Below are 18416 nucleotides of genomic sequence, written 5' to 3'. Positions count from 1 at the left end.
GAATCTAACCTTATTCTCAAACAGTATTTCTCAACCCCAGTACTAGAACTCTAAGATCACGTCATAACTCGTTATAACAAGTGATCTGCCATGACCGATAACGTTCTCTCCCTCAGCAGTGTTCCTTTGCACACTCAACTGCGCGACGTCCTGCGTGCCCGCATTCTCGACGGCGAATACCCGCAAGACAGCCAGATGCCTTCGGAAAGCGAGCTTGGCGCGTTGTTCAAAGTCAGCCGCATCACCGTGCGCCAGGCCTTGGGCGATCTGCAAAAGGAAGGGCTGATCTTCAAGATTCACGGCAAGGGCACCTTCGTCGCCAAGCCGAAAACCTTCCAGAACGTCAGCACCCTGCAAGGCCTCGCCGAGTCCATGACCGGGCGTGGCTACGAGGTGATCAACCGCCTGCGCAGTTTCAAATTCATCCCCGCCGACAAACTCGTCGCCGAGCGTTTGCAGGTGGCCGAAGGCGAGATCGTGGCGCAGATCAAGCGGGTGCGCCTGATCAACCGCGAGCCGATCTCACTGGAAATCACCTACCTGCCAAAAGCCATCGGCGAACGGCTGGAAAAGGCCGATCTGGTCACCCGCGACATCTTCCTGATCCTCGAAAACGACTGCGGCCTGGCCCTCGGTCATGCCGATCTGGCCATCGACGCCGTCCTCGCCGACAGCGACCTGACCCAGGCACTCAACATCGAACCCGGCTCGCCGATCATGCGCATCGAGCGTCTGACTCACGATGCCAACGGCCAACCCGTGGACTTCGAACACCTTTACTACCGTGGCGATGCCTTCCAGTACCGCCTGCGGATCGACCGGCACAAAGGGGCGCAGGCATGACAAGAAGTACCCTCGAACAGGAATACGACATCGTCGTGATCGGCGGTGGCACGGCGGGTCCCATGGCGGCAATCAAGGCCAAGGAGCGCAACCGCGACCTGCGCGTGTTGCTGATCGACAAGGCCAACGTCAAACGCAGCGGCGCGATCAGCATGGGCATGGACGGCCTGAACAACGCGATCATTCCCGGCCATTCCACGCCGGAGCAGTACACCAAGGAAATCACCATCGCCAACGACGGCATCGTCAATCAGGCAGCGGTCTACGCCTACGCCACCCACAGCTTCGAAACCATCGAGCAACTGGACCGCTGGGGCGTCAAATTCGAGAAGGACGAAACCGGCGACTACGCGGTGAAAAAGGTCCACCACATGGGTGCTTATGTGCTGCCGATGCCGGAAGGGCATGACATCAAGAAAGTCCTGTACCGCCAGTTGAAACGCGCCCGGGTCAGCATCACCAACCGTGTGGTTTGCACGCGCTTGCTGACGGACGAAGAGGGCGCGGTCAACGGCCTGATGGGGTTCGACTGCCGTACCGCCGATTTTCACGTGATCAAGGCCAAGGCGGTGATCCTCGCGTGCGGCGCCGCTGGGCGCTTGGGCCTGCCGTCCTCGGGTTACCTGATGGGCACCTACGAAAACCCGACCAATGCCGGCGACGGTTACGCCATGGCTTATCACGCCGGGGCCGAACTGGCGAACCTCGAATGCTTCCAGATCAACCCGCTGATCAAGGATTACAACGGCCCGGCCTGCGCCTACGTTACGGGCCCATTGGGCGGCTACACCGCCAACAACAAGGGCGAGCGCTTCATCGAGTGCGACTACTGGAGCGGCCAGATGATGTGGGAGTTCCACCAGGAACTCGAAAGCGGCAACGGCCCGGTGTTCCTCAAGCTCGATCACCTGGCCGAGGAAACCATCCAGAACATCGAAGAGATCCTGCACAGCAACGAACGCCCGAGTCGCGGCCAGTTTCACGCCAATCGCGGCACCGATTACCGCACGCAGATGGTCGAGATGCACATCTCGGAAATCGGTTTTTGCAGCGGGCATTCGGCGTCGGGTGTGTGGGTCAACGAGAAGGCCGAAACCTCGGTCAAGGGTTTGTACTCGGCGGGTGACATGGCCGCCGTGCCGCACAACTACATGCTTGGCGCGTTCACCTACGGCTGGTTTGCCGGCACCAATGCGGCGGATTTTGTCGCCGGTCGCGAATTTTCAGCGGTCGATGCCAAGCAGATCGAGACAGAGAAAGCACGGGTCTACGCGCCACTGGACCGCGAACACGGACTGCCGCCGGCCCAGGTCGAGTACAAGCTGCGACGCTTCGTGAACGATTACCTGCAACCGCCGAAAGTGACCAAGAAGATGCAGATCGGCCTGCAGCGTTTCAGCGATATCCAGCGCGATCTCGATCAGATCAAGGCCCACAACGCCCACGAACTGATGCGCGCCATGGAAGTCAGCATGATCCGCGACTGCGCCGAAATGGCCGCCCGCGCTTCGTTGTTCCGCGCCGAAAGTCGCTGGGGGCTTTACCACTATCGGGTCGATCACCCGCAGCGCAACGACAGCGACTGGTTCTGCCATTGCCATTTGAAGAAGGATGAAAACGGCCAGATGAGCAGTTTCAAGAAAGCCGTCGAGCCTTACATCATCCCGCTGGATGCCGAAGAAATGCAGGCCTACGACCGGCTGCGCGTCGGTGCCTTTGCGGCCTGAGCCTGACTATAAGAGAGACCGACCAATGGCCTATCAACCCCAGGAAATTTTCTTCCGCTCCAACGCGCCCGTCACGGTCGACGAGGACCTGTGCATCGCCCACAAAGGCTGCACCGTGTGCGTCGACGTCTGCCCGATGGACTTGCTGGCGATCAACCCGGCCACGCAAAAGGCCTACATGGCCTTCGACGAATGCTGGTACTGCATGCCGTGCGAAAAGGACTGCCCGACCGGGGCGGTGAAAGTCGAAATCCCTTATTTGCTGCGTTGACTGACAGGACGCCATCGCTGGCAGGCCAGCTCCCACAGGGATTTTCAGTGGGACACGGATTTCGCTGGCAACAGAGAACCTTGTGGGAGCTGGCCTGCCAGCGATGAGGCCCGCCCAGACAACCCAAAGCCATCCGGAAACACCGGACGCTGGATTCACCCAACACCCCTCGTTTCCCACCACGCCCTGATCGTGGCGGAGACGAACATCCTATAAATGATTCGAGGGGATTCACCATGTTATTGCGTGCAGCATTGGCCGGTCTGGTACTGGCTTCATTCACCTTGTCGGCTTCCGCCGAAACCATCCGCATTGCCATCGGCACCCAGGACACCACGATCAACTGCGCCGCCGGCGGCCTGTTGATTCGCGAGCTCGGCCTGCTGGACAAATACTTGCCCCACGATGGCCAATACAAGGACGCCAAATACGAAGTCGAGTGGAAGAACTTCACCAGCGGCGCTCCCCTGACCAATGAGATGGTCGCGGGCAAACTGGACTTCGGCGCGATGGCTGATTTCCCCGGTTCGTTCAACGGCGTCGCGTTTGAAACCGCCGGCAAGCACAGCCTGTTTATCAGCGTGCTGTCGGGCAGTATCAAGGGCAGCGGCAACGGCATCGTCGTGCCGAGTGCTTCGGGCGTGCAATCACTGGCCGAGCTGAAGGGCAAGACCATCTCCGTGCCGTTCGCCTCGACCGCCCATGGCATGTTGCTGCGCGCCGTGGCGGCTCAGGGTTGGGACCCGCTCAAAGACGTGAACATCATCGCGCAGCCGCCGGAAGTCGCCGGTTCGGCGTTGCAGGCCGGGAAGATCGACGCCCACGCCGACTTTGTGCCGTTCGCCGAACTGTTCCCGAGCCGAGGTTTTGCTCGCAAGATCTATGACGGTTCACAGGCGAATACGCCGACGTTCCACGGCGCGCTGGTCGATCAGGCCTACGCGAAAAAGTACCCGGAAATCGTCGTCGCGTACCTGCGCGCCAGCCTCGAAGCCAACCAGTTATTGGCGGCAGAACCCGAGAAGTACAGCGAGTTGATTGCCAAGGTCACCGGCGTCGATGCCGAGGTTAATTACCTGTTCCACGGCCCGCTCGGCGTGCAGACCCGCGACCTGAGCTGGAAGCCGGAATATCGCCAGGCGGTCGGCACCGCCATCGACACCCTCAAGCTGCTGAAGAAGGCTGATCGCGGTCTCGACCTCAACACCTTCATCGACGACCAGTACATCCGCGCCGCGTTCAAGGCCTCGAATCTGGACTACACCGCGCAACTGGCCGACTACGGCCAGACACCGCTCAAAGCAGTGGATGCGTTGAGCGGCAAAGCCATCACCGACTTCAGTCATGTGGCCGAGATCTGGGTGCGCGGCGAGCCGAAAGTGCGTCAGTACGCCTCGGCGGAATCGGCGTTCACCGCATTGGCCGGTTTGAAGTCTGAAGGCAAAAACATCCGCGCGGTGTATGCCCAGGCGAGTGACAGCGGGATCAAGTTGCTGGCGGATCAGGCGTGGTTTGCCAGTGACGCGAAAGGGCGCCTCAGCGCGTTCCTGCTCAAGGGCCAGGCCCAGCAATTCGCCACGGCCCAGGGCGGCAAAGTCCTCGACTTCACCGACGCCACCACCCAGGCCGTAGCCGCCCGCTAACCGCCAGAACCCCGCAATCCCCTGTAGGAGCGAAGCTTGCTCGCGAAGGAGTGTCAGCTAAGTCAATGTCGACTGACACACCTTCGCGAGCAAGCTTCGCTCCTACAGGGGGCTCGGTTGAGAGGAAGAATTGTGTATCGATCATTTATCCGCTGGATCCCGAGGGCAGCTTCATTGCTGCTCTGCCTTTTATTCTGGCAACTCGCCGCCAGCCACCACTGGAACCTCGGCCTGGTCACCTTCGCCAATGTCCCGACACCGTTGGCGGTGATCGAAGCCGCCCTGGGCCTGGGCGATTCCGGCAAACTCGCCCAACACTTGAGCAGCAGCCTCAGCCGGGTCTTCGCCGGTTACCTCGCGGCGCTGATCATCGGCATCGCGTTGGGCCTGGCCATCGGCCGTTCGAAATGGGCCGAAGATTTGCTGTTGCCGCCGTTGGAAGTCCTGCGCCCGATCCCGGCCGTCGCCTGGATTCCCCTGGCGATCCTGATGTTCCCGTCGTCGGAACTGTCGATGGTCTTCATCACCTTCACCGGCGCGCTGTTCCCGATCCTGCTCAACACCGTGCACGGCGTCGAAGGCGTCGACCCGCGCCTGATCGCCTCGGCGAAAAGCCTCGGGGCAGGGCGTCGAGCGATTCTGCTGGAGGTGATTCTGCCGGGCGCCGCGCCGAGCATCATCACCGGCCTCGCCATCGGCATGGGCACCTCGTGGTTTTGCCTGGTGACCGCCGAAATGATCTCCGGCCAATACGGCATCGGCTATTACACCTGGGAGTCCTACACCATCCAGAACTACGCCGACATCGTCGTCGGCATGTTGCTGATCGGCGTGCTCGGCATGGGCAGCAGCCTGCTGATCAAACGGTTGGGCGGGTTGTTGACGCCCTGGCATCGACCACGAGGAAAAGCCTGATGAGCGTATTTCAACACCTTGAAGGGCGCATCGACATTCGCGGATTATCGATCAGCCTCGGCGAGGGCCGTGCCGCGTTCGAAGCCGTGCAAGGCCTCGATTGCCAGGTCGAGCCGGGGCAGTTCGTGTGCATTCTCGGCCCCTCCGGTTGCGGCAAATCGACCTTGCTCGGCGCGCTGGCCGGACACCTGCAACCTCGCACCGGCAGCCTCAAAGTCGATGGCGAAGACGTGTCGAGTCCTTCGCCCCAGCGCGGCATGGTGTTCCAGCACCACACGCTGTTCCCTTGGCGCACGGTGCGCGACAACGTCGCGTTCGGCCTGAAAATGCGCGGCATCGGCAAGGCCGAACGGCACGAAGCCGCCGACGAAATCCTCGCGCTGGTCGGCCTCGAAGGGTTCGCCGAGCGCTGGCCGGATCAGTTGTCCGGTGGCATGCAGCAGCGGGTGGAAATCGCCCGCGTGCTGATCAACCGTCCGCGCCTGTTGCTGATGGACGAACCGTTCGGTGCCCTCGACGCGCTGACCCGATTGAACATGCAAGAGCTGCTGCTGGACATCTGGACGCGGATTCGCACCACCGTGGTGTTCGTCACCCACGACATCGACGAAGCGTTGTTCCTCGCCGACCGGCTGCTGGTCATGAGCACGCGTCCCGGGCGGATCATCGAAGACCTGCGCCTCGACTTCCCTCGGCCACGCACCAGCGAACTGGTGACAAGCCATGAGTTTTCCCGCTTGAAGCGCCATTGCCTCGAATTACTGCGTCACGAAGACGGTCGGCAACTACCGCGCCTGAACCCTCTCGGACTTCCCCCTGAAAACAAACTGCCGCGATTTGCCCTATGACCTCTCTATTTGATGTAACCGATAACGATGACATTCTCGCCCTGCAACCGCGCCTGACCGATGCCGACGCCGGCGTGCGCCGGATCGCCCTGATCGAGCTGGCAGACCTGGAAGAGCCGGACGGTTTGCTGTGGCTGGTCGATCGACTGGCCGAAGACCCGACCGCAGAGGTTCGTGCCGAAGCCGCGCGCCTGCTTGAAGCCTGGGAGGATGCGCCGGTCGTCGAGGCGCTGTGCCAGGCGTTGACCGATCCGTCGCCGGCCGTGCAGGCCGCCGCCGCGCAGAGCCTGAGCCTGCTCAAGAGTGAAGCCGCAGGCAGGGTGATTCTGCCGTGGACCGGGCATGCCGACATCAACGTGCGTATCGCCGCGTTCCGGGCGTTGCGCGAATTGCGTTTTCCCGATGCCGCGACCGCTGCTTTGGCGGCGCTGAGCGATGCAGACGCCAGCGTTCGCCGCGAAGCTGTTGGCGTGCTCGGCTGGCTCAAACAGCTTGATGCCTTGCCGGCCCTGGCGACGTTGGCCAGTCACGACCCGGACACCGAAGTCCGTCGCGCCGCCACGGGTGCACTCGGCCTGGCCTCCGATGCGCACGTCCTGCCGGCCCTGCGCCAGGCATTACAGGATGGCGCCTGGCAAGTGCGCGAAGAAGCCGCGACCACCCTCGGCAAGGTCGGTCATACCGACGCAGGCCCGGCATTGGTCGAAGCGTTGAGCGATGATTATTGGCAAGTGCGCCTGCGTGCCACCCGCAGTCTCGGTCGCTTGCGTTATGCCCCGGCGCTGGACGCATTGATCGAAACCCTCGGTCATCGCATCAGCAACCTGCGCAAGGAGGCCGCATTGGCCCTTGGCGAATTGAACGATAAAGGCGCAGTCGCACCGTTGCAGGCCGCGCAGAACGACGGCGACCCGGAGGTGCGCAAAGCCGTGCGCATTGCCTTGAGTCAGCTGCAATGAACCCGCTGGCGATTGGCAATTCCCGGAGCAGACAGCAGCTACGGCTGAACTGGCCGGATGGTCGTGAGCAGTTGCTGGATCATGCCGAGTTGCGCCGGCAATGCCCGTGTTCGCAGTGCCGGGCGTTTCGCTTGAAAGGGTTGACGCCGAGGGTCGATGACCGAGTGCAAGTCATCGAATTGAATGCGCAGGGCTATGGCCTGCAACTGATTTTCAGCGATGGCCACGAACGGGGCATTTACCCGTGGCCGTATCTTTCGAGTTTGGCCTGATGACGCGCTTCACCGGTGTATGAGCCCGCCGATGAAGCGCTGCGCAGTGGTCAGGCTTTGCTGGCGGCCAGGAAAGCGCCCAGTCGGCGTCCCATCTCTTCACCCAAGGCTTGCAAGCCACTCAGGGGGCGGACCATCACTTCGAATTCAACGATTTTTCCTTGTTCGTTGAAGCGGATCATGTCGATGCCCTTGAGCTGTTTTTCACCGACCCTGGCGCTGAACTCGAGGATGACGTTCAAGCCGTCCGCAGTCGACAATTCGCGGTGGTACTGGAAGTCCTCGAACACGCCGGACACCGTGTTGAGAATCATGTTGACCACCGGCGCCCCTGGATAAGGCGTGTGCGCCATCGGCGAGCGGAAAACCACTTGGGGGTCCAACAATTCGGGCAAGGCCTTCAAGTCAGCCTTTTTGATCATCGCGTGCCACTGGTTCAAGGATTGTGCGGCGTTTGGATGCAGTTTCAGTTCCGACATTTTCAACTCCTGTATTTTTTGTTGTTCTGCAAACGTCGGCGAAGACTGTACATCAAAGGGCTTGAAGGGAAACCCTCCGGCGGCAAAACCCTCGAACACTGGTTAGTATTTTTCTGTCCTGACGCCCGTCGCCATGGGCAAAATCGTTCTAAAAATTCCGGGGCGCGGTTCGGGAGGGTGTACTAGTCTAGAACTTGTAGGTGAAGACGCAGACTGATGCGCAAGCGGATGGCAAGGACACGTGGGGCGCGTTCCGAAGGGTACACGGTTAGAAAGATCTCCGCGCTGAGATCCAGCCCTTATGCCGTGTGAAGCAGAAGAGCACAAAACTCTTCTGTGAGAGTCCTGATAAACCTTGTAAGCCGGAGACCAGCGCCGGCCACCTACTCGAATCCCAAAGCCCGCCTTGTGCGGGCTTTTTTTGTGGCCTTTGCCTTCACCCAAATGCGCGTATTTCACTCATTTCCAGATTGACGCCAAACCTGTAGGAGCCGGCTTGCTGGCGATAGCGGTGTGTCAGTCACCCATGATGTTGCCTGGCCAACCGCTATCGCCAGCAAGCCGGCTCCTACAGGGATTGCGTATAACAGAGTGATCAGGGCGTCTTCCGCCACCGGATCCACCGGGACACCGATATTGGCCATTTCGATCTCCTTTTGGCCGACCTCGCACTATGAACTCACTCGTTCGTCAGCAAAAATCGAAGCAGCATTGCTGTTTCAGCACGCTTGCGAATCCACAACTGAAATCCTGTTTTCCTTGCCCTGGGCAATTTTTAAGGCCTGCCGTGTACAGAACATAAAAACCAACGAGCGACACATTTGGGGAATTCATTCATGGTCATGATGAAACGCATACTGGGCGCCACTGTTTGTGGGCTGACGCTGTTGGCCAGTGCCGTGCACGCCGAACAGCGGGAATTGCGGGTGTACAACTGGGCGGACTACATCCTGCCGTCCGTGCCCAAGGACTTCGCCCAGAAAAGCGGAATCAAAGTGACCTGGGACACCTTCGACACCAACGAATCGCTGGAAGCCAAGCTGCTGACCGGTAACTCGGGGTACGACCTGGTGGTGCCGTCGAACCAGTTCATCGAAACCCAGATCAAGGCCGGTGTATTCCAGAAACTCGACAAGTCCAAGCTGCCGAACTGGAAACACCAGGACCCGGCACTGCTCGCATTGCTGGACAAGAACGATCCGGGCAACCAGTACGGCGTGCCCTACATGTACGGCACCGTGCTGATCGGTTTCAACCCGGCCAAGGTCAAGGCCGCGCTGGGCGAGAATGCGCCGGTGGACAGTTGGGATCTGGTGTTCAACCCGCAGAACATGCAGAAGCTGAAATCCTGTGGCGTCGCCATGCTCGACTCACCTTCGGAAATCCTGCCGCTGGCGCTGCACTATCTGGGGCTGGACCCGAACAGCCAGAACCCGGACGACTACGAAAAAGCCAAGGCATTGATGCTGAAGATTCGCCCTTACGTCACCTACTTCAACTCCGCCAAGTACATGACCGACATCGCCAACGGCGACATCTGCGTCGCCATCGGCTATTCCGGCAGCTTCTACCAGTTCGGCAATCGCGCCAAGGAAGCGGGCAACGGCGTAGTGGTCGACTGGCGCTTGCCGAAGGAGGGCGCGCCGATCTGGTTTGATACCTTTGCGATTCCAAAAAGCGCGAAGAACGTGGAGGAGGCCCACGAGTTTCTCAACACCTTGCTGGACCCGAAAGTCATCGCCCCGATCAGCGATTTCCTCGGCTACCCCAACGCCAACAAGGACTCGCTTGCGCTGATCAATAAAGAAATCACCGGCAACCCGAACCTGACGCCGACCAGCGAAGCGTTGAAAACCCTGTATGTGGTGCAACCGCTGCCGCAAAAGCTTGAGCGGGTGCGCACACGGGTCTGGACCAGCATCAAGTCCGGCGAATAAGGCCCAAGACGGAGCGCAATCGGCCGGCCTTACGCATTCCCCTGTAGGAGCCGGCTTGCTGGCGATGGCGGTGTGTCAGCCAACATCAATGGTGATTGATACACCGCAATCGCCAGCAAGCCGGCTCCTACACGGGGCGGTGTATCACCCAGCTTTGTTCAGATCCGCGTCAGCGCCTGCGCCAAATCGGCACGCAGATCCTCGACATCCTCAACCCCCACGGACAACCGCACCAGCCCGTCGCCGATGCCCAGCTGTGCGCGGGTTTCTGCGGGGATGGTGGCGTGGGTCATGATCGCCGGGTGCTCGATCAGGCTTTCCACGCCGCCCAGACTCTCGGCCAGGGCGAATATCCGTACGCTCTCAAGAAAGCGCGTGGCACCCGCCAGATCACTCTTCAGATCGACAGAAATCATCCCACCGAAACCGCGCATCTGCCGCTTTGCCAATTCATGCTGCGGGTGCGACGGCAGGCCCGGGTAGTAGACGCGCGCCACTTGCGGCTGGCGCTCCAGCCATTGCGCCAACTCAAGCGCGTTGCTGCAGTGACGCTCCATGCGCAGCGCCAGGGTTTTCACGCCGCGCAGGGTCAGAAACGCGTCGAACGGGCCGGCGATCGCGCCCACCGAGTTCTGCAGGAAACCCAGGCGTTGCGCCAGTTCCGGGTTCTGCCCGACCACGGCGATGCCGCCGATCACGTCGGAGTGGCCGTTCAGGTATTTGGTGGTCGAGTGCAGCACGATGTCGAAGCCCAGCTCCAGCGGGCGCTGGATCCACGGGCTGGCAAAGGTGTTATCGGCGACGCAGATGATGTCGCGGTCGCGGCAGATACGTGCGACGGCGGCGAGGTCGGTCAGGCTCAGCAACGGATTGCTCGGCGTCTCGACCCAGACCATTTTGGTGTCGTCCTGCAACGACGCTTCGAACGCGCCGAGGTCCGTCAGGTCGACGAAGCTGAAGCGATGCCCGGCGCTGCGTTTACGCACCTTGTCGAACAGTCGGAACGTCCCGCCGTACAGGTCATTGCCGGACACGATGTGCGAACCGGCGTCGAGCAGTTCCAGCACCGTCGAAATCGCTGCCAGCCCGGAGGCGAACGCGAAGGCCTGGGTGCCGCTTTCCAGATCGGCGACGCAGCGTTCCAGGGCGAAGCGCGTCGGGTTGTGCGAGCGCCCGTAATCGAAACCCTTGTGCACGCCGGGGCTTTGTTGCAAATAGGTGGAGTTGGCATAAATCGGTGGCATCAATGCGCCGGTGGTCGGGTCCGGCGTTTGCCCGGCGTGGATCACCCGAGTGGCGAAGGCGCGTGCCGCGGCGTTTTCATCGTGTTGACTCATGCAAGGGATCTCCGCAAATGATTGAGCAGGTCGACGCGGGTAATCAGGCCGTGGAAGCCCGAGGCGTCGGCGATGATCGCGACCAGCCCGCGATCGAGTTCTGCCTGCAGCTTTTCCAGGCTGGCGCTGGGCGGCAGGGTTTCTACTTTGTCGGTCATTGCGCTGGCCACGGTCAAGCGGAAGTGTGAAGGATCTTCCTGCATGCCCAGCAGAATGTCGGATTCGTCGATCACGCCGACCAGTTGCTTGCCGTCCGCCAGCACCGGCAATTGCGACACATCCGCCAGGCGCATGCGCTGGAACGCCGTCAGCAGCGTGTCGTCCGGGCCGACGCTGATCACCCGGCCATCCTCGAAACGCCGTGCGATCACATCGCGCAGGTCGCCATAAGGTTTGCGCTTGAGCAAGCCCTGATCGTTCATCCACTGGTCGTTGTAGACCTTCGACAGGTAGCGGGTGCCAGTGTCGCAGACGAAGCTGACCACGCGTTTGGGCGTGGTTTGTTCGCGGCAGTAACGCAGCGCCGCCGCCAGCAGGGTGCCGGTCGAGGAACCGCCGAGAATGCCTTCGGCGCGCAGCAGTTGGCGGGCGTGATCGAAGCTTTCCTCGTCGCTGATCGAATAGGCGTGGCGCACGCTGGACAGGTCGGCAATCGAGGGGATGAAGTCTTCGCCGATGCCTTCCACCGCCCACGAGCCGGGCGTCTGCATGGTGCCGCTGCGGCTGTATTCGGCCATCACCGAACCGATGGGGTCGGCCAGCACCATTTCCAGATTGGGCTGTACGCGCTTGAAGAAACGGGTCAGCCCGGTCAGCGTGCCGGCCGAGCCGACGCCGACGACAATCGCATCCACGTCATGCTGGGTTTGCGCCCAGATCTCCGGTGCGGTGCTGCACTCATGGGCGAGCGGGTTGGCCGGGTTGTTGAACTGATCGGCGAAGAATGCGTCGGGAATTTCCAGCGCCAGCCGTGCCGCGACGTCCTGGTAATAATCGGGATGGCCCTTGCCCACGTCGGAGCGGGTGATGTGCACCTCGGCGCCCATGGCCTTGAGGTGCAAGACTTTCTCTGTGGACATCTTGTCCGGCACCACCAGCACCACCCGATAGCCCTTGGCGCGGCCGACCAGGGCCAAGCCGAGGCCGGTGTTGCCGGCGGTGGCCTCGACGATGGTGCCGCCAGATTTCAGCCGGCCGTCGCGCTCGGCTTCGTCGATCATCGCCAGGCCGATGCGGTCCTTGATCGAGCCGCCGGGGTTCTGTGATTCGAGCTTCAGAAACAGGGTGCACGGGCCCGTGTCAAAGCGGCTGACGCGCACCAGCGGCGTATTGCCGATCAGTTCAAGCACGGCAGGGCGGGAGTCGTTCGGCATGTTGTCACCTCTTTGCGAAAATTCGCACGGGAAGGACAGCAACCGGCGGCGAGCCATCGCACGCCGGTCGCCAGCAATGCATCGTTTGGACCATAGGCCGCGAATGCGCCTCTCGCAACTTTGTGCGACCAGCCGGTCACCTGATTGCTGGAGAGAATCCCCGAGTCGGCAATACTCAAGCGACCACCATCAGTCGAGGGCGAGCACCATGACGAAGGAAAGCAGCGGGGGCGAATCGGCCTCTGCGCTGATCGACGCACGAATCAGGGAATTGAATGACTGGCGGGGCGAGACGCTCGCGCGCGTCAGGGCGATCATCCGACAGGCAGACCCCGACGTGGTCGAGGAGTGGAAGTGGAGGGGCGTGCCGGTGTGGTCGCATGCCGGGATCATCTGCACGGGCGAGACGTACAAAACAGCGGTGAAAATGACCTTCGCCAAAGGCGCTGCGCTGGACGATCCTGCCCATCTCTTCAACGCCAGCCTGGAAGGCAATACCCGCCGGGCGATTGATGTGCATGAGGGCGAGACGCTTGATGAAAATGCATTGAAGGCGCTGATCCGGGCGGCGGTGGTGCTCAACACCTCCAAATGAGTCGGCCGGTTTGTATCCCCGTGTATCCCTCGGGGCCGCAGCTATCTTGGCTTACAAAACCATGGCATCCGCGACACGTCCCCGATACACGACGGCCGCCTAATGGGGCACCACAACGGTATCACCCGGAGAAATGCCATGTTCCGTATCAACGCTCGTCACACCGCCAGAATGCTTGGCGTCGCTGTTGTCACCACTGCCGCACTCGCGGCGTTCTCCGGGATGTCTCAGGCCGAGGAAGTGAAGGCCCCCGCAAAAAGCTGGCAGACAGGGATTCATCGCACCGATCTCCTGAAAAAGGACCTCGATGTCGACGGTCGTGAAGTGATCCAGGTACGGGTTGATATCGATCCGGGCGTCTCGTCGCCCAACCACTCCCATCCCGGCGTGGAGGTGGCTTATGTCATCGACGGCACGTTCGAATATCAACTGGAAGGGCAGCCACCGGTGACGTTGAAGGCCGGTGACTCGCTGTATATCCCGGCTGGCGTCGCGCATATCGCGAAGAACATCGGGACCAAAACCAGCTCCGAACTGGCGACGTACATCGTCAAGAAAGGCGAACCGCTGGTTGTGATCAAACAGTAAGCCAAAGGCACGCAAATCCCCTGTAGGAGCCGGCTTGCTGGCGATGGAGTGTCAGTCGACATCGATTCAGCTGACCCACCATCGCCAGCAAGCTGGCTCCTACAGGATTTACGTCAACCGAACATTCCCCATCCATACACGCACTTGTAGGAGCCGGCTTGCTGGCGATAGCGGTGTGTCAGCCAACATCAATAGTGATTGATACGCCGCCATCGCCAGCAAGCCGGCTCCTACAGGATTTATGTCAACCGGACATTCCCGGAACACTCCCGCACTTGTAGGAGCCGGCTTGCCGGCGATAGCGGTGTGTCAGCCAACATCAATGGTGATTGATACGCCGCCATCGCCAGCAAGCCGGCTCCTACAAAGGTTTCAGCGCTCGGCGGGCTAGCACGACGCCCAGTGCAACAACGATCAGCCCCAACGCTACCGCGAAGGTGACCCGCATGCCGTGGGCCACGGCTTCGGGTGGCGTCAGGGTGATGTCGGCCGCCTGCGAGGCGAGGGCGAATACAGCGCCCAACGCCGAGGCGCCAGTGATCAGTCCCAGGTTTCGCGACAGATTGAGCATGCCCGAGACAACGCCGCGCTGATCGGGCTGCACATCGCTCATGACCGTGGTGTTGTTGGCCGTCTGGAATACGGCATAGCCGAGCGTGATCACCACCATCGGCGCAACGTACCCGCCGATGCCAACGGTCAGCGGCAACGCCGATAACACCAGGCAACCGACGGCCATGGCGAGCAGCCCGGCGACAGTCATCCGTTGGGCACCGAAACGGTCGGCGATCCGGCCGGCGGGCACACCTGTCAGGGCCGCGACACAGGGCCCGACCGCGAGCACTATTCCCACCACAACCGCCTTCAGCCCCAGCCCATGGGCCAGATAAAACGGCCCGACCACCAGCGTTGCCATCATCACCGTCGCGACCAGTGTGCTCATGGCCAGGCTCGCGCTCAGCACCGGGTTGCGAAACATCGCCAGCCGTATCAGCGGCGAGGCGACTTTCATTTCAACCAAAACGAAGAGCCCCACGCCGAACCCCGCCGCCAACAGCAAGCCGATATTAAGCAGCCCGAAATGGCCACGGCCCAACGTCATGGCCAGCGCATACGCCGCCAACGTCAGCGCCAATACCAGCGTGCCCCACGCGTCGAAACGGACGCTCCCGGTGGTTGCCTTCTGCCGATCCACCGGCAGGTATCGATGCGCAAGCAGCAGCGTCATCAGGCCCAATGGCACGGTGACCAGGAACATCGCCTGCCAACCGAATCCACTGATCAACAGGCCGCCCAGCGATGGCCCCAGCGCGGTGCCAATCGCCGACATCGTCCCGAGCAACCCCATGGCGCTGCCGGTTTTGGCTTTCGCCACGGTCTCACCGACGAAGGCCATGGTCAGCACCATCATGATCGCCGCGCCGAGGCCTTGCAGGGCGCGGGCGCCAATCAACATGCCCAATGTCGGTGCCCACGCGCACAGCGCCGAGGCGAGGGTGAACACGCCAATGCCGCCGAGCAGCAGCCGGCGGCGGCCGATCAGGTCACCGAGCCTTCCGGCGCTGACGATCAGCGTGGTGATCGCCAGCAGATACGCGATGACGACCCACTGCACGTCCTGAAAGGTTGCACCGAACACCTGGGCCAGCGTCGGCAAACCGACGTTGGCGACGCTGGTGCCGAGTGACGACAGCAGCATCGACAGCGAAAGGCTGACCAGCGCCCAGCGTACGGCGGGTGTCTGTGTTGTGTTGTCCACGATGGCGATAGTCGGCTTCATGCTGTCCCTCTGGATCTGGCCACTCCCGAAGTGGAGCTATCAGAAATCTACGCTGGCGCCTAACATGGCGGAAGGCGCATGGGTTGCACTCTACTCGTGCGTCAAACGCCATCTCACCCGGCCGTGGGGCAACGCATGTCGACTCCCGATTTCAATTTGCTGATCACCCTTGATGTACTGCTCGCCGAAGGCAGCGTGGCGCGCGCCGCCAAACGCTTGCGCCTGAGCCCGTCAGCGATGAGCCGGGCGTTGGCGCGGTTGCGCGAAACCACCGGTGACCCGTTGCTGGTCCGGGCCGGGCGCGGACTGGTTGCCACGCCTCGGGCGCTGGAATTGCGCGAGCGGGTCAGCCAGTTGGTGCAGGACGCCGAAGCGGTGCTGCGCCCGGCGCAACAGCCTGACCTGAAGCAATTGGCCCGCACGTTCACGTTGCGTACCAGCGAGGGCTTTGTGGAGACCTTTGGCGCGCCGCTCATCGCCCGCGTCGCTGAGCAAGCGCCAGGCGTGCTGCTGCGCTTCATGCACAAACCTGACAAGGACAGCACGTCGCTGCGGGACGGGACCGTTGATCTGGAAACCGGTGTGGTGGGGAAGGCTGCCGGGCCCGAGTTAAGGACCCAGGGTTTGTTTCGTGATCGCTTCATCGGCGTGGTGCGCGTGGGGCACCCGTTGAGCCAGGGCGAGATCACTCCGGAACGTTATGCGGCGGGCGGTCACATCAGCGTCTCGCGGCGCGGGCTCGACAAGGGGCCTGTCGATGAAGCGCTGGCGGCGCTGCAACTGGAACGGCGGGTCGCGACCATCGTCGCCGGTTTCTCGACCGCGTTGGCGCTTGCCCGAGCCACCGATTTGATCGCTGTCGTTCCTGAACGCCACACCGAAAACCTGCGGGCGGGCATGCACAGTTTTGCGCTGCCGGTTGCCTTGCCGGAATTCACCGTCGCGATGCTCTGGCATCCGCGTCTGGACGCCGATCCGGTGCATCGCTGGTTACGTGGGTGTGTTCGTGAGGTCTGTGCGTAATAGCCCAAGACGCCTGTAGGGGGCGCGCGGGCCTATGTCACTGAATGGCGTTGACGGGCAATCTCAAAAACTGAACGACCGCGAGGTGTGTTGGGCCAGCTCGGCATCCAGCAGATGTTCGGCCAGCACATCATTCAAAAAGCGGAATTGATCGTTGAGGCCGACCACTTCGTTGCTGAAGTGGTTGCCGGCGGCGGGCATCAGCAGCGCTTCGAAGTTCTTGTCGAACACCAGCGACAGCACTTTGCGCGAGACGGCCTGCTGCGAGTAGTAGTTGTTGCCGAACACCGGAAAGCTCACGGCGAGGGTGACGGTGTGGATCATGATGTGCGCTCCTCGGTCAGGACGTACCACGAAAAAACGGTCAGCGTGAAGGCTGTCAGGGCCAGGCAGGTCAGCAGATGGATCAACATGATTTGCCCCTCCGGTTCGGGGTTGTGTGTCGGGTTGAAGTTGATCCTACGCTGACGGTTCATGAGCGGAAGGCATTCGCGGCGATGGTGAATATCGATGTCAGTGATGGTCGGGTTTTTGTGGTGTTCTTGAGGGACCCTTCGCGGGCAAGCCTCGCTCCTACAGGGATATCCGCGGGACACCAGTCCTCTGTAGGAGCGAGGCTTGCCCGCGAAGAGGCCATCAGCAACACCATCAACCTGAGAGTCCGCCGCCTATACTCAAATCAGGGCGCTTTAACCCCTGAATATCCTGTTCGGGGGAAGACTTTAGGACACCACGATCTTGAACCTGCGTTCGCTGATCGTCGCCGTGCTGCTGGTGTTGGCGGGATGCGTCACGCCTGCGCGTGCCCCGGCGCCTGCGCCGCCCGTGGTCATTTCCCAGAGCACCTGGCAGCAGGTGGATCGGGACATCGTCGCGGCATCCCAGTCCGCCACCGAGCAGGCAAAAATCTATTCGCGCGGCGCCATGGATTACTGGCGAACCCGGGTCTATCAACTGACCGAAGAAAAATTCATTCCCTGGTTCAGCAGTTACTGGACCCAGGAATGGCTGTCGATGAAAGTCAGCTGGTACAGCCTCAGCGCCCAGGGTGAGCAGGATGCCTCGTCGAAACGCCTGGCGGCCTATCTGCTGGAGCAATACCAGAAACGCGTGCTGGCCCCGGTCGCGGTAGAGATTGATCCCGACCAGATCCTCGGTCTGGCCACGGCGTTCTACGTGGATATTCTTCAGGAAGAACTGCAAAAAATCTCCCAGCGCCACGGCGTGCCCATGGCCCAGCTCAATGGCCGTATCCAGAAAATCCCGGCCATCGCCCTCGGACCGCCGCCCGCGCGGGACGCTTCGCTGTACCAGGTCGTGCACACCCAGCCGCTCAACACACTGCCGGCGTACGCGGCGCTGATCGACAAGATCCACAAGGCCGGCGGTAGCAAGGGTGTTGATTCCACCGACCAAGCCATGGCGCCGGTGGCCAAGCGCGCCAGCCAGCGGATGGAAGCCGAAATGGCCCCGCGCGGTGCCGCCAGCGCGGTGTCCGCAGCGGCGGGAAAAATCGCTGGAGGCTTGATTACCTTGGGCGTGGCGGGGATTCGCGCACTGATTCAGGCCAGCGACCGACCGGACAGCGAGGCGCTGATTCGCAGCAGCCTGGGCAACACGTTCGATAAGGCCTGGATAAAAATGGTGCAGAACCCGACCTCCGGTGTGATGGCGGGGACGTTGTACATGGCAGGGCAGATCGAGGGCAACCTGGCGGGGAGTGCCGACGTACCGTCGGTCAGTTCGGGCAGCGGCGCTGTCGATTGGAGCCCGTCCGAACCGACTAAACCGCAGATCGACCCTCAACCCCCGGCAGGAGAATGACC

The 18416-nt window shown here is 61.6% G+C and carries 18 protein-coding genes; 13 read left to right on the top strand and 5 right to left on the bottom strand.

What is annotated here, in order from left to right; genetic code table 11:
* The first annotated feature begins 90 nt into the window (after positions 1-90).
* The 8 genes from IB245_RS18880 (at position 91) to IB245_RS18845 (ending at position 7478) form a co-directional block, all read left to right on the top strand.
* Positions 91-843 carry a GntR family transcriptional regulator gene (locus tag IB245_RS18880; protein ID WP_192228317.1) on the top strand — a complete coding sequence of 251 codons (753 nt, stop codon included), beginning with the start codon at positions 91-93 and terminating at the stop codon, positions 841-843.
* Positions 840-2570, top strand: a complete 1731-nt coding sequence (locus IB245_RS18875; RefSeq protein ID WP_192228316.1) for a fumarate reductase/succinate dehydrogenase flavoprotein subunit — start codon at positions 840-842, stop codon at positions 2568-2570. Before IB245_RS18880 ends, IB245_RS18875 begins: the two co-directional genes overlap by 4 nt.
* Positions 2571-2595: 25 nt before the next feature.
* On the top strand, positions 2596-2841 hold the full coding sequence (locus IB245_RS18870) for a ferredoxin family protein (RefSeq protein WP_007946457.1): 246 nt from the start codon (positions 2596-2598) through the stop codon (positions 2839-2841).
* Between the two features lie 236 nt (positions 2842-3077).
* Positions 3078-4484, top strand: coding sequence for an ABC transporter substrate-binding protein (locus IB245_RS18865; protein ID WP_192228315.1), 1407 nt, complete (start codon positions 3078-3080; stop codon positions 4482-4484).
* Between the two features lie 132 nt (positions 4485-4616).
* Positions 4617-5399, top strand: a complete 783-nt coding sequence (locus tag IB245_RS18860; protein WP_192228314.1) for an ABC transporter permease — start codon at positions 4617-4619, stop codon at positions 5397-5399.
* Positions 5399-6247: an ABC transporter ATP-binding protein gene (locus tag IB245_RS18855; RefSeq protein ID WP_192228313.1), complete on the top strand. Its 849-nt coding sequence runs from the start codon at positions 5399-5401 to the stop codon at positions 6245-6247. The genes IB245_RS18860 and IB245_RS18855 overlap by 1 nt, the downstream gene beginning before the upstream one ends.
* Positions 6244-7206: a HEAT repeat domain-containing protein gene (locus IB245_RS18850; RefSeq protein ID WP_192228312.1), complete on the top strand. Its 963-nt coding sequence runs from the start codon at positions 6244-6246 to the stop codon at positions 7204-7206. The genes IB245_RS18855 and IB245_RS18850 overlap by 4 nt, the downstream gene beginning before the upstream one ends.
* Positions 7203-7478 (top strand): DUF971 domain-containing protein, encoded by a 276-nt coding sequence (locus tag IB245_RS18845; RefSeq protein ID WP_008039032.1) that lies wholly within the window; start codon positions 7203-7205, stop codon positions 7476-7478. The genes IB245_RS18850 and IB245_RS18845 overlap by 4 nt, the downstream gene beginning before the upstream one ends.
* A 50-nt stretch (positions 7479-7528) precedes the next feature.
* On the opposite strand, the gene IB245_RS18840 is transcribed toward IB245_RS18845, so the two are convergent.
* Entirely contained in the window at positions 7529-7957 is a 429-nt protein-coding gene (locus IB245_RS18840; RefSeq protein WP_008027251.1) for a nuclear transport factor 2 family protein, read from the bottom strand.
* Between the two features lie 836 nt (positions 7958-8793).
* Here IB245_RS18840 and IB245_RS18835 point away from each other — a divergent pair.
* Positions 8794-9894 carry a polyamine ABC transporter substrate-binding protein gene (locus tag IB245_RS18835; protein ID WP_008027246.1) on the top strand — a complete coding sequence of 367 codons (1101 nt, stop codon included), beginning with the start codon at positions 8794-8796 and terminating at the stop codon, positions 9892-9894.
* A 158-nt stretch (positions 9895-10052) separates the two neighbouring features.
* Here the strand turns inward: IB245_RS18835 and IB245_RS18830 are convergent, their stop codons facing one another.
* Positions 10053-11231 carry a cystathionine gamma-synthase gene (locus tag IB245_RS18830; protein WP_008027244.1) on the bottom strand — a complete coding sequence of 393 codons (1179 nt, stop codon included), beginning with the start codon at positions 11229-11231 and terminating at the stop codon, positions 10053-10055.
* Entirely contained in the window at positions 11228-12604 is a 1377-nt protein-coding gene (locus tag IB245_RS18825) for a pyridoxal-phosphate dependent enzyme (RefSeq protein ID WP_008039030.1), read from the bottom strand. Before IB245_RS18825 ends, IB245_RS18830 begins: the two co-directional genes overlap by 4 nt.
* Positions 12605-12812: 208 nt before the next feature.
* Between IB245_RS18825 and IB245_RS18820 the strand changes: the two genes are divergently transcribed.
* Both IB245_RS18820 and IB245_RS18815 read left to right on the top strand, forming a co-directional pair.
* Complete coding sequence (locus tag IB245_RS18820; protein ID WP_192228311.1) at positions 12813-13199, top strand: DUF1801 domain-containing protein; 387 nt, start codon at positions 12813-12815, stop codon at positions 13197-13199.
* A 138-nt stretch (positions 13200-13337) separates the two neighbouring features.
* On the top strand, positions 13338-13787 hold the full coding sequence (locus IB245_RS18815) for a cupin domain-containing protein (protein ID WP_192228310.1): 450 nt from the start codon (positions 13338-13340) through the stop codon (positions 13785-13787).
* A gap of 361 nt (positions 13788-14148) precedes the next feature.
* On the opposite strand, the gene IB245_RS18810 is transcribed toward IB245_RS18815, so the two are convergent.
* Positions 14149-15567: an MFS transporter gene (locus IB245_RS18810; protein ID WP_192228309.1), complete on the bottom strand. Its 1419-nt coding sequence runs from the start codon at positions 15565-15567 to the stop codon at positions 14149-14151.
* Between the two features lie 135 nt (positions 15568-15702).
* Here IB245_RS18810 and IB245_RS18805 point away from each other — a divergent pair, with 135 nt between their 5' ends.
* On the top strand, positions 15703-16590 hold the full coding sequence (locus IB245_RS18805; protein WP_192228308.1) for a LysR family transcriptional regulator: 888 nt from the start codon (positions 15703-15705) through the stop codon (positions 16588-16590).
* 63 nt (positions 16591-16653) lie between these two features.
* On the opposite strand, the gene IB245_RS18800 is transcribed toward IB245_RS18805, so the two are convergent.
* Positions 16654-16914 (bottom strand): hypothetical protein, encoded by a 261-nt coding sequence (locus tag IB245_RS18800; protein ID WP_008027230.1) that lies wholly within the window; start codon positions 16912-16914, stop codon positions 16654-16656.
* A gap of 414 nt (positions 16915-17328) precedes the next feature.
* Here IB245_RS18800 and IB245_RS18795 point away from each other — a divergent pair, with 414 nt between their 5' ends.
* The gene (locus IB245_RS18795) at positions 17329-18414 is read left to right on the top strand and encodes a hypothetical protein (RefSeq protein ID WP_192228307.1); all 1086 of its coding nucleotides are present in this window, start codon (positions 17329-17331) and stop codon (positions 18412-18414) included.
* Positions 18415-18416 lie beyond the last annotated feature (2 nt).

The organism is Pseudomonas sp. PDM02, from assembly GCF_014852285.1.
Taxonomy (GTDB): Bacteria; Pseudomonadota; Gammaproteobacteria; order Pseudomonadales; family Pseudomonadaceae; genus Aquipseudomonas; species Aquipseudomonas migulae.
The sequence above is the reverse complement of the archived record's forward strand: the minus strand, read 5'-3'. Positions and strand labels throughout refer to the sequence as shown.

Coding starts and splice junctions, on each gene's coding strand:
- IB245_RS18800 (WP_008027230.1), bottom strand. CDS start 16,914: ATGATCCACACCGTCACCCTCGCCGTGAGCTTTCCGGTGTTCGGCAAC.
- IB245_RS18865 (WP_192228315.1), top strand. CDS start 3,078: ATGTTATTGCGTGCAGCATTGGCCGGTCTGGTACTGGCTTCATTCACC.
- IB245_RS18855 (WP_192228313.1), top strand. CDS start 5,399: ATGAGCGTATTTCAACACCTTGAAGGGCGCATCGACATTCGCGGATTA.
- IB245_RS18830 (WP_008027244.1), bottom strand. CDS start 11,231: ATGAGTCAACACGATGAAAACGCCGCGGCACGCGCCTTCGCCACTCGG.
- IB245_RS18810 (WP_192228309.1), bottom strand. CDS start 15,567: ATGAAGCCGACTATCGCCATCGTGGACAACACAACACAGACACCCGCC.
- IB245_RS18880 (WP_192228317.1), top strand. CDS start 91: ATGACCGATAACGTTCTCTCCCTCAGCAGTGTTCCTTTGCACACTCAA.
- IB245_RS18870 (WP_007946457.1), top strand. CDS start 2,596: ATGGCCTATCAACCCCAGGAAATTTTCTTCCGCTCCAACGCGCCCGTC.
- IB245_RS18835 (WP_008027246.1), top strand. CDS start 8,794: ATGGTCATGATGAAACGCATACTGGGCGCCACTGTTTGTGGGCTGACG.
- IB245_RS18825 (WP_008039030.1), bottom strand. CDS start 12,604: ATGCCGAACGACTCCCGCCCTGCCGTGCTTGAACTGATCGGCAATACG.
- IB245_RS18850 (WP_192228312.1), top strand. CDS start 6,244: ATGACCTCTCTATTTGATGTAACCGATAACGATGACATTCTCGCCCTG.
- IB245_RS18805 (WP_192228308.1), top strand. CDS start 15,703: ATGTCGACTCCCGATTTCAATTTGCTGATCACCCTTGATGTACTGCTC.
- IB245_RS18845 (WP_008039032.1), top strand. CDS start 7,203: ATGAACCCGCTGGCGATTGGCAATTCCCGGAGCAGACAGCAGCTACGG.
- IB245_RS18820 (WP_192228311.1), top strand. CDS start 12,813: ATGACGAAGGAAAGCAGCGGGGGCGAATCGGCCTCTGCGCTGATCGAC.
- IB245_RS18840 (WP_008027251.1), bottom strand. CDS start 7,957: ATGTCGGAACTGAAACTGCATCCAAACGCCGCACAATCCTTGAACCAG.
- IB245_RS18815 (WP_192228310.1), top strand. CDS start 13,338: ATGTTCCGTATCAACGCTCGTCACACCGCCAGAATGCTTGGCGTCGCT.
- IB245_RS18875 (WP_192228316.1), top strand. CDS start 840: ATGACAAGAAGTACCCTCGAACAGGAATACGACATCGTCGTGATCGGC.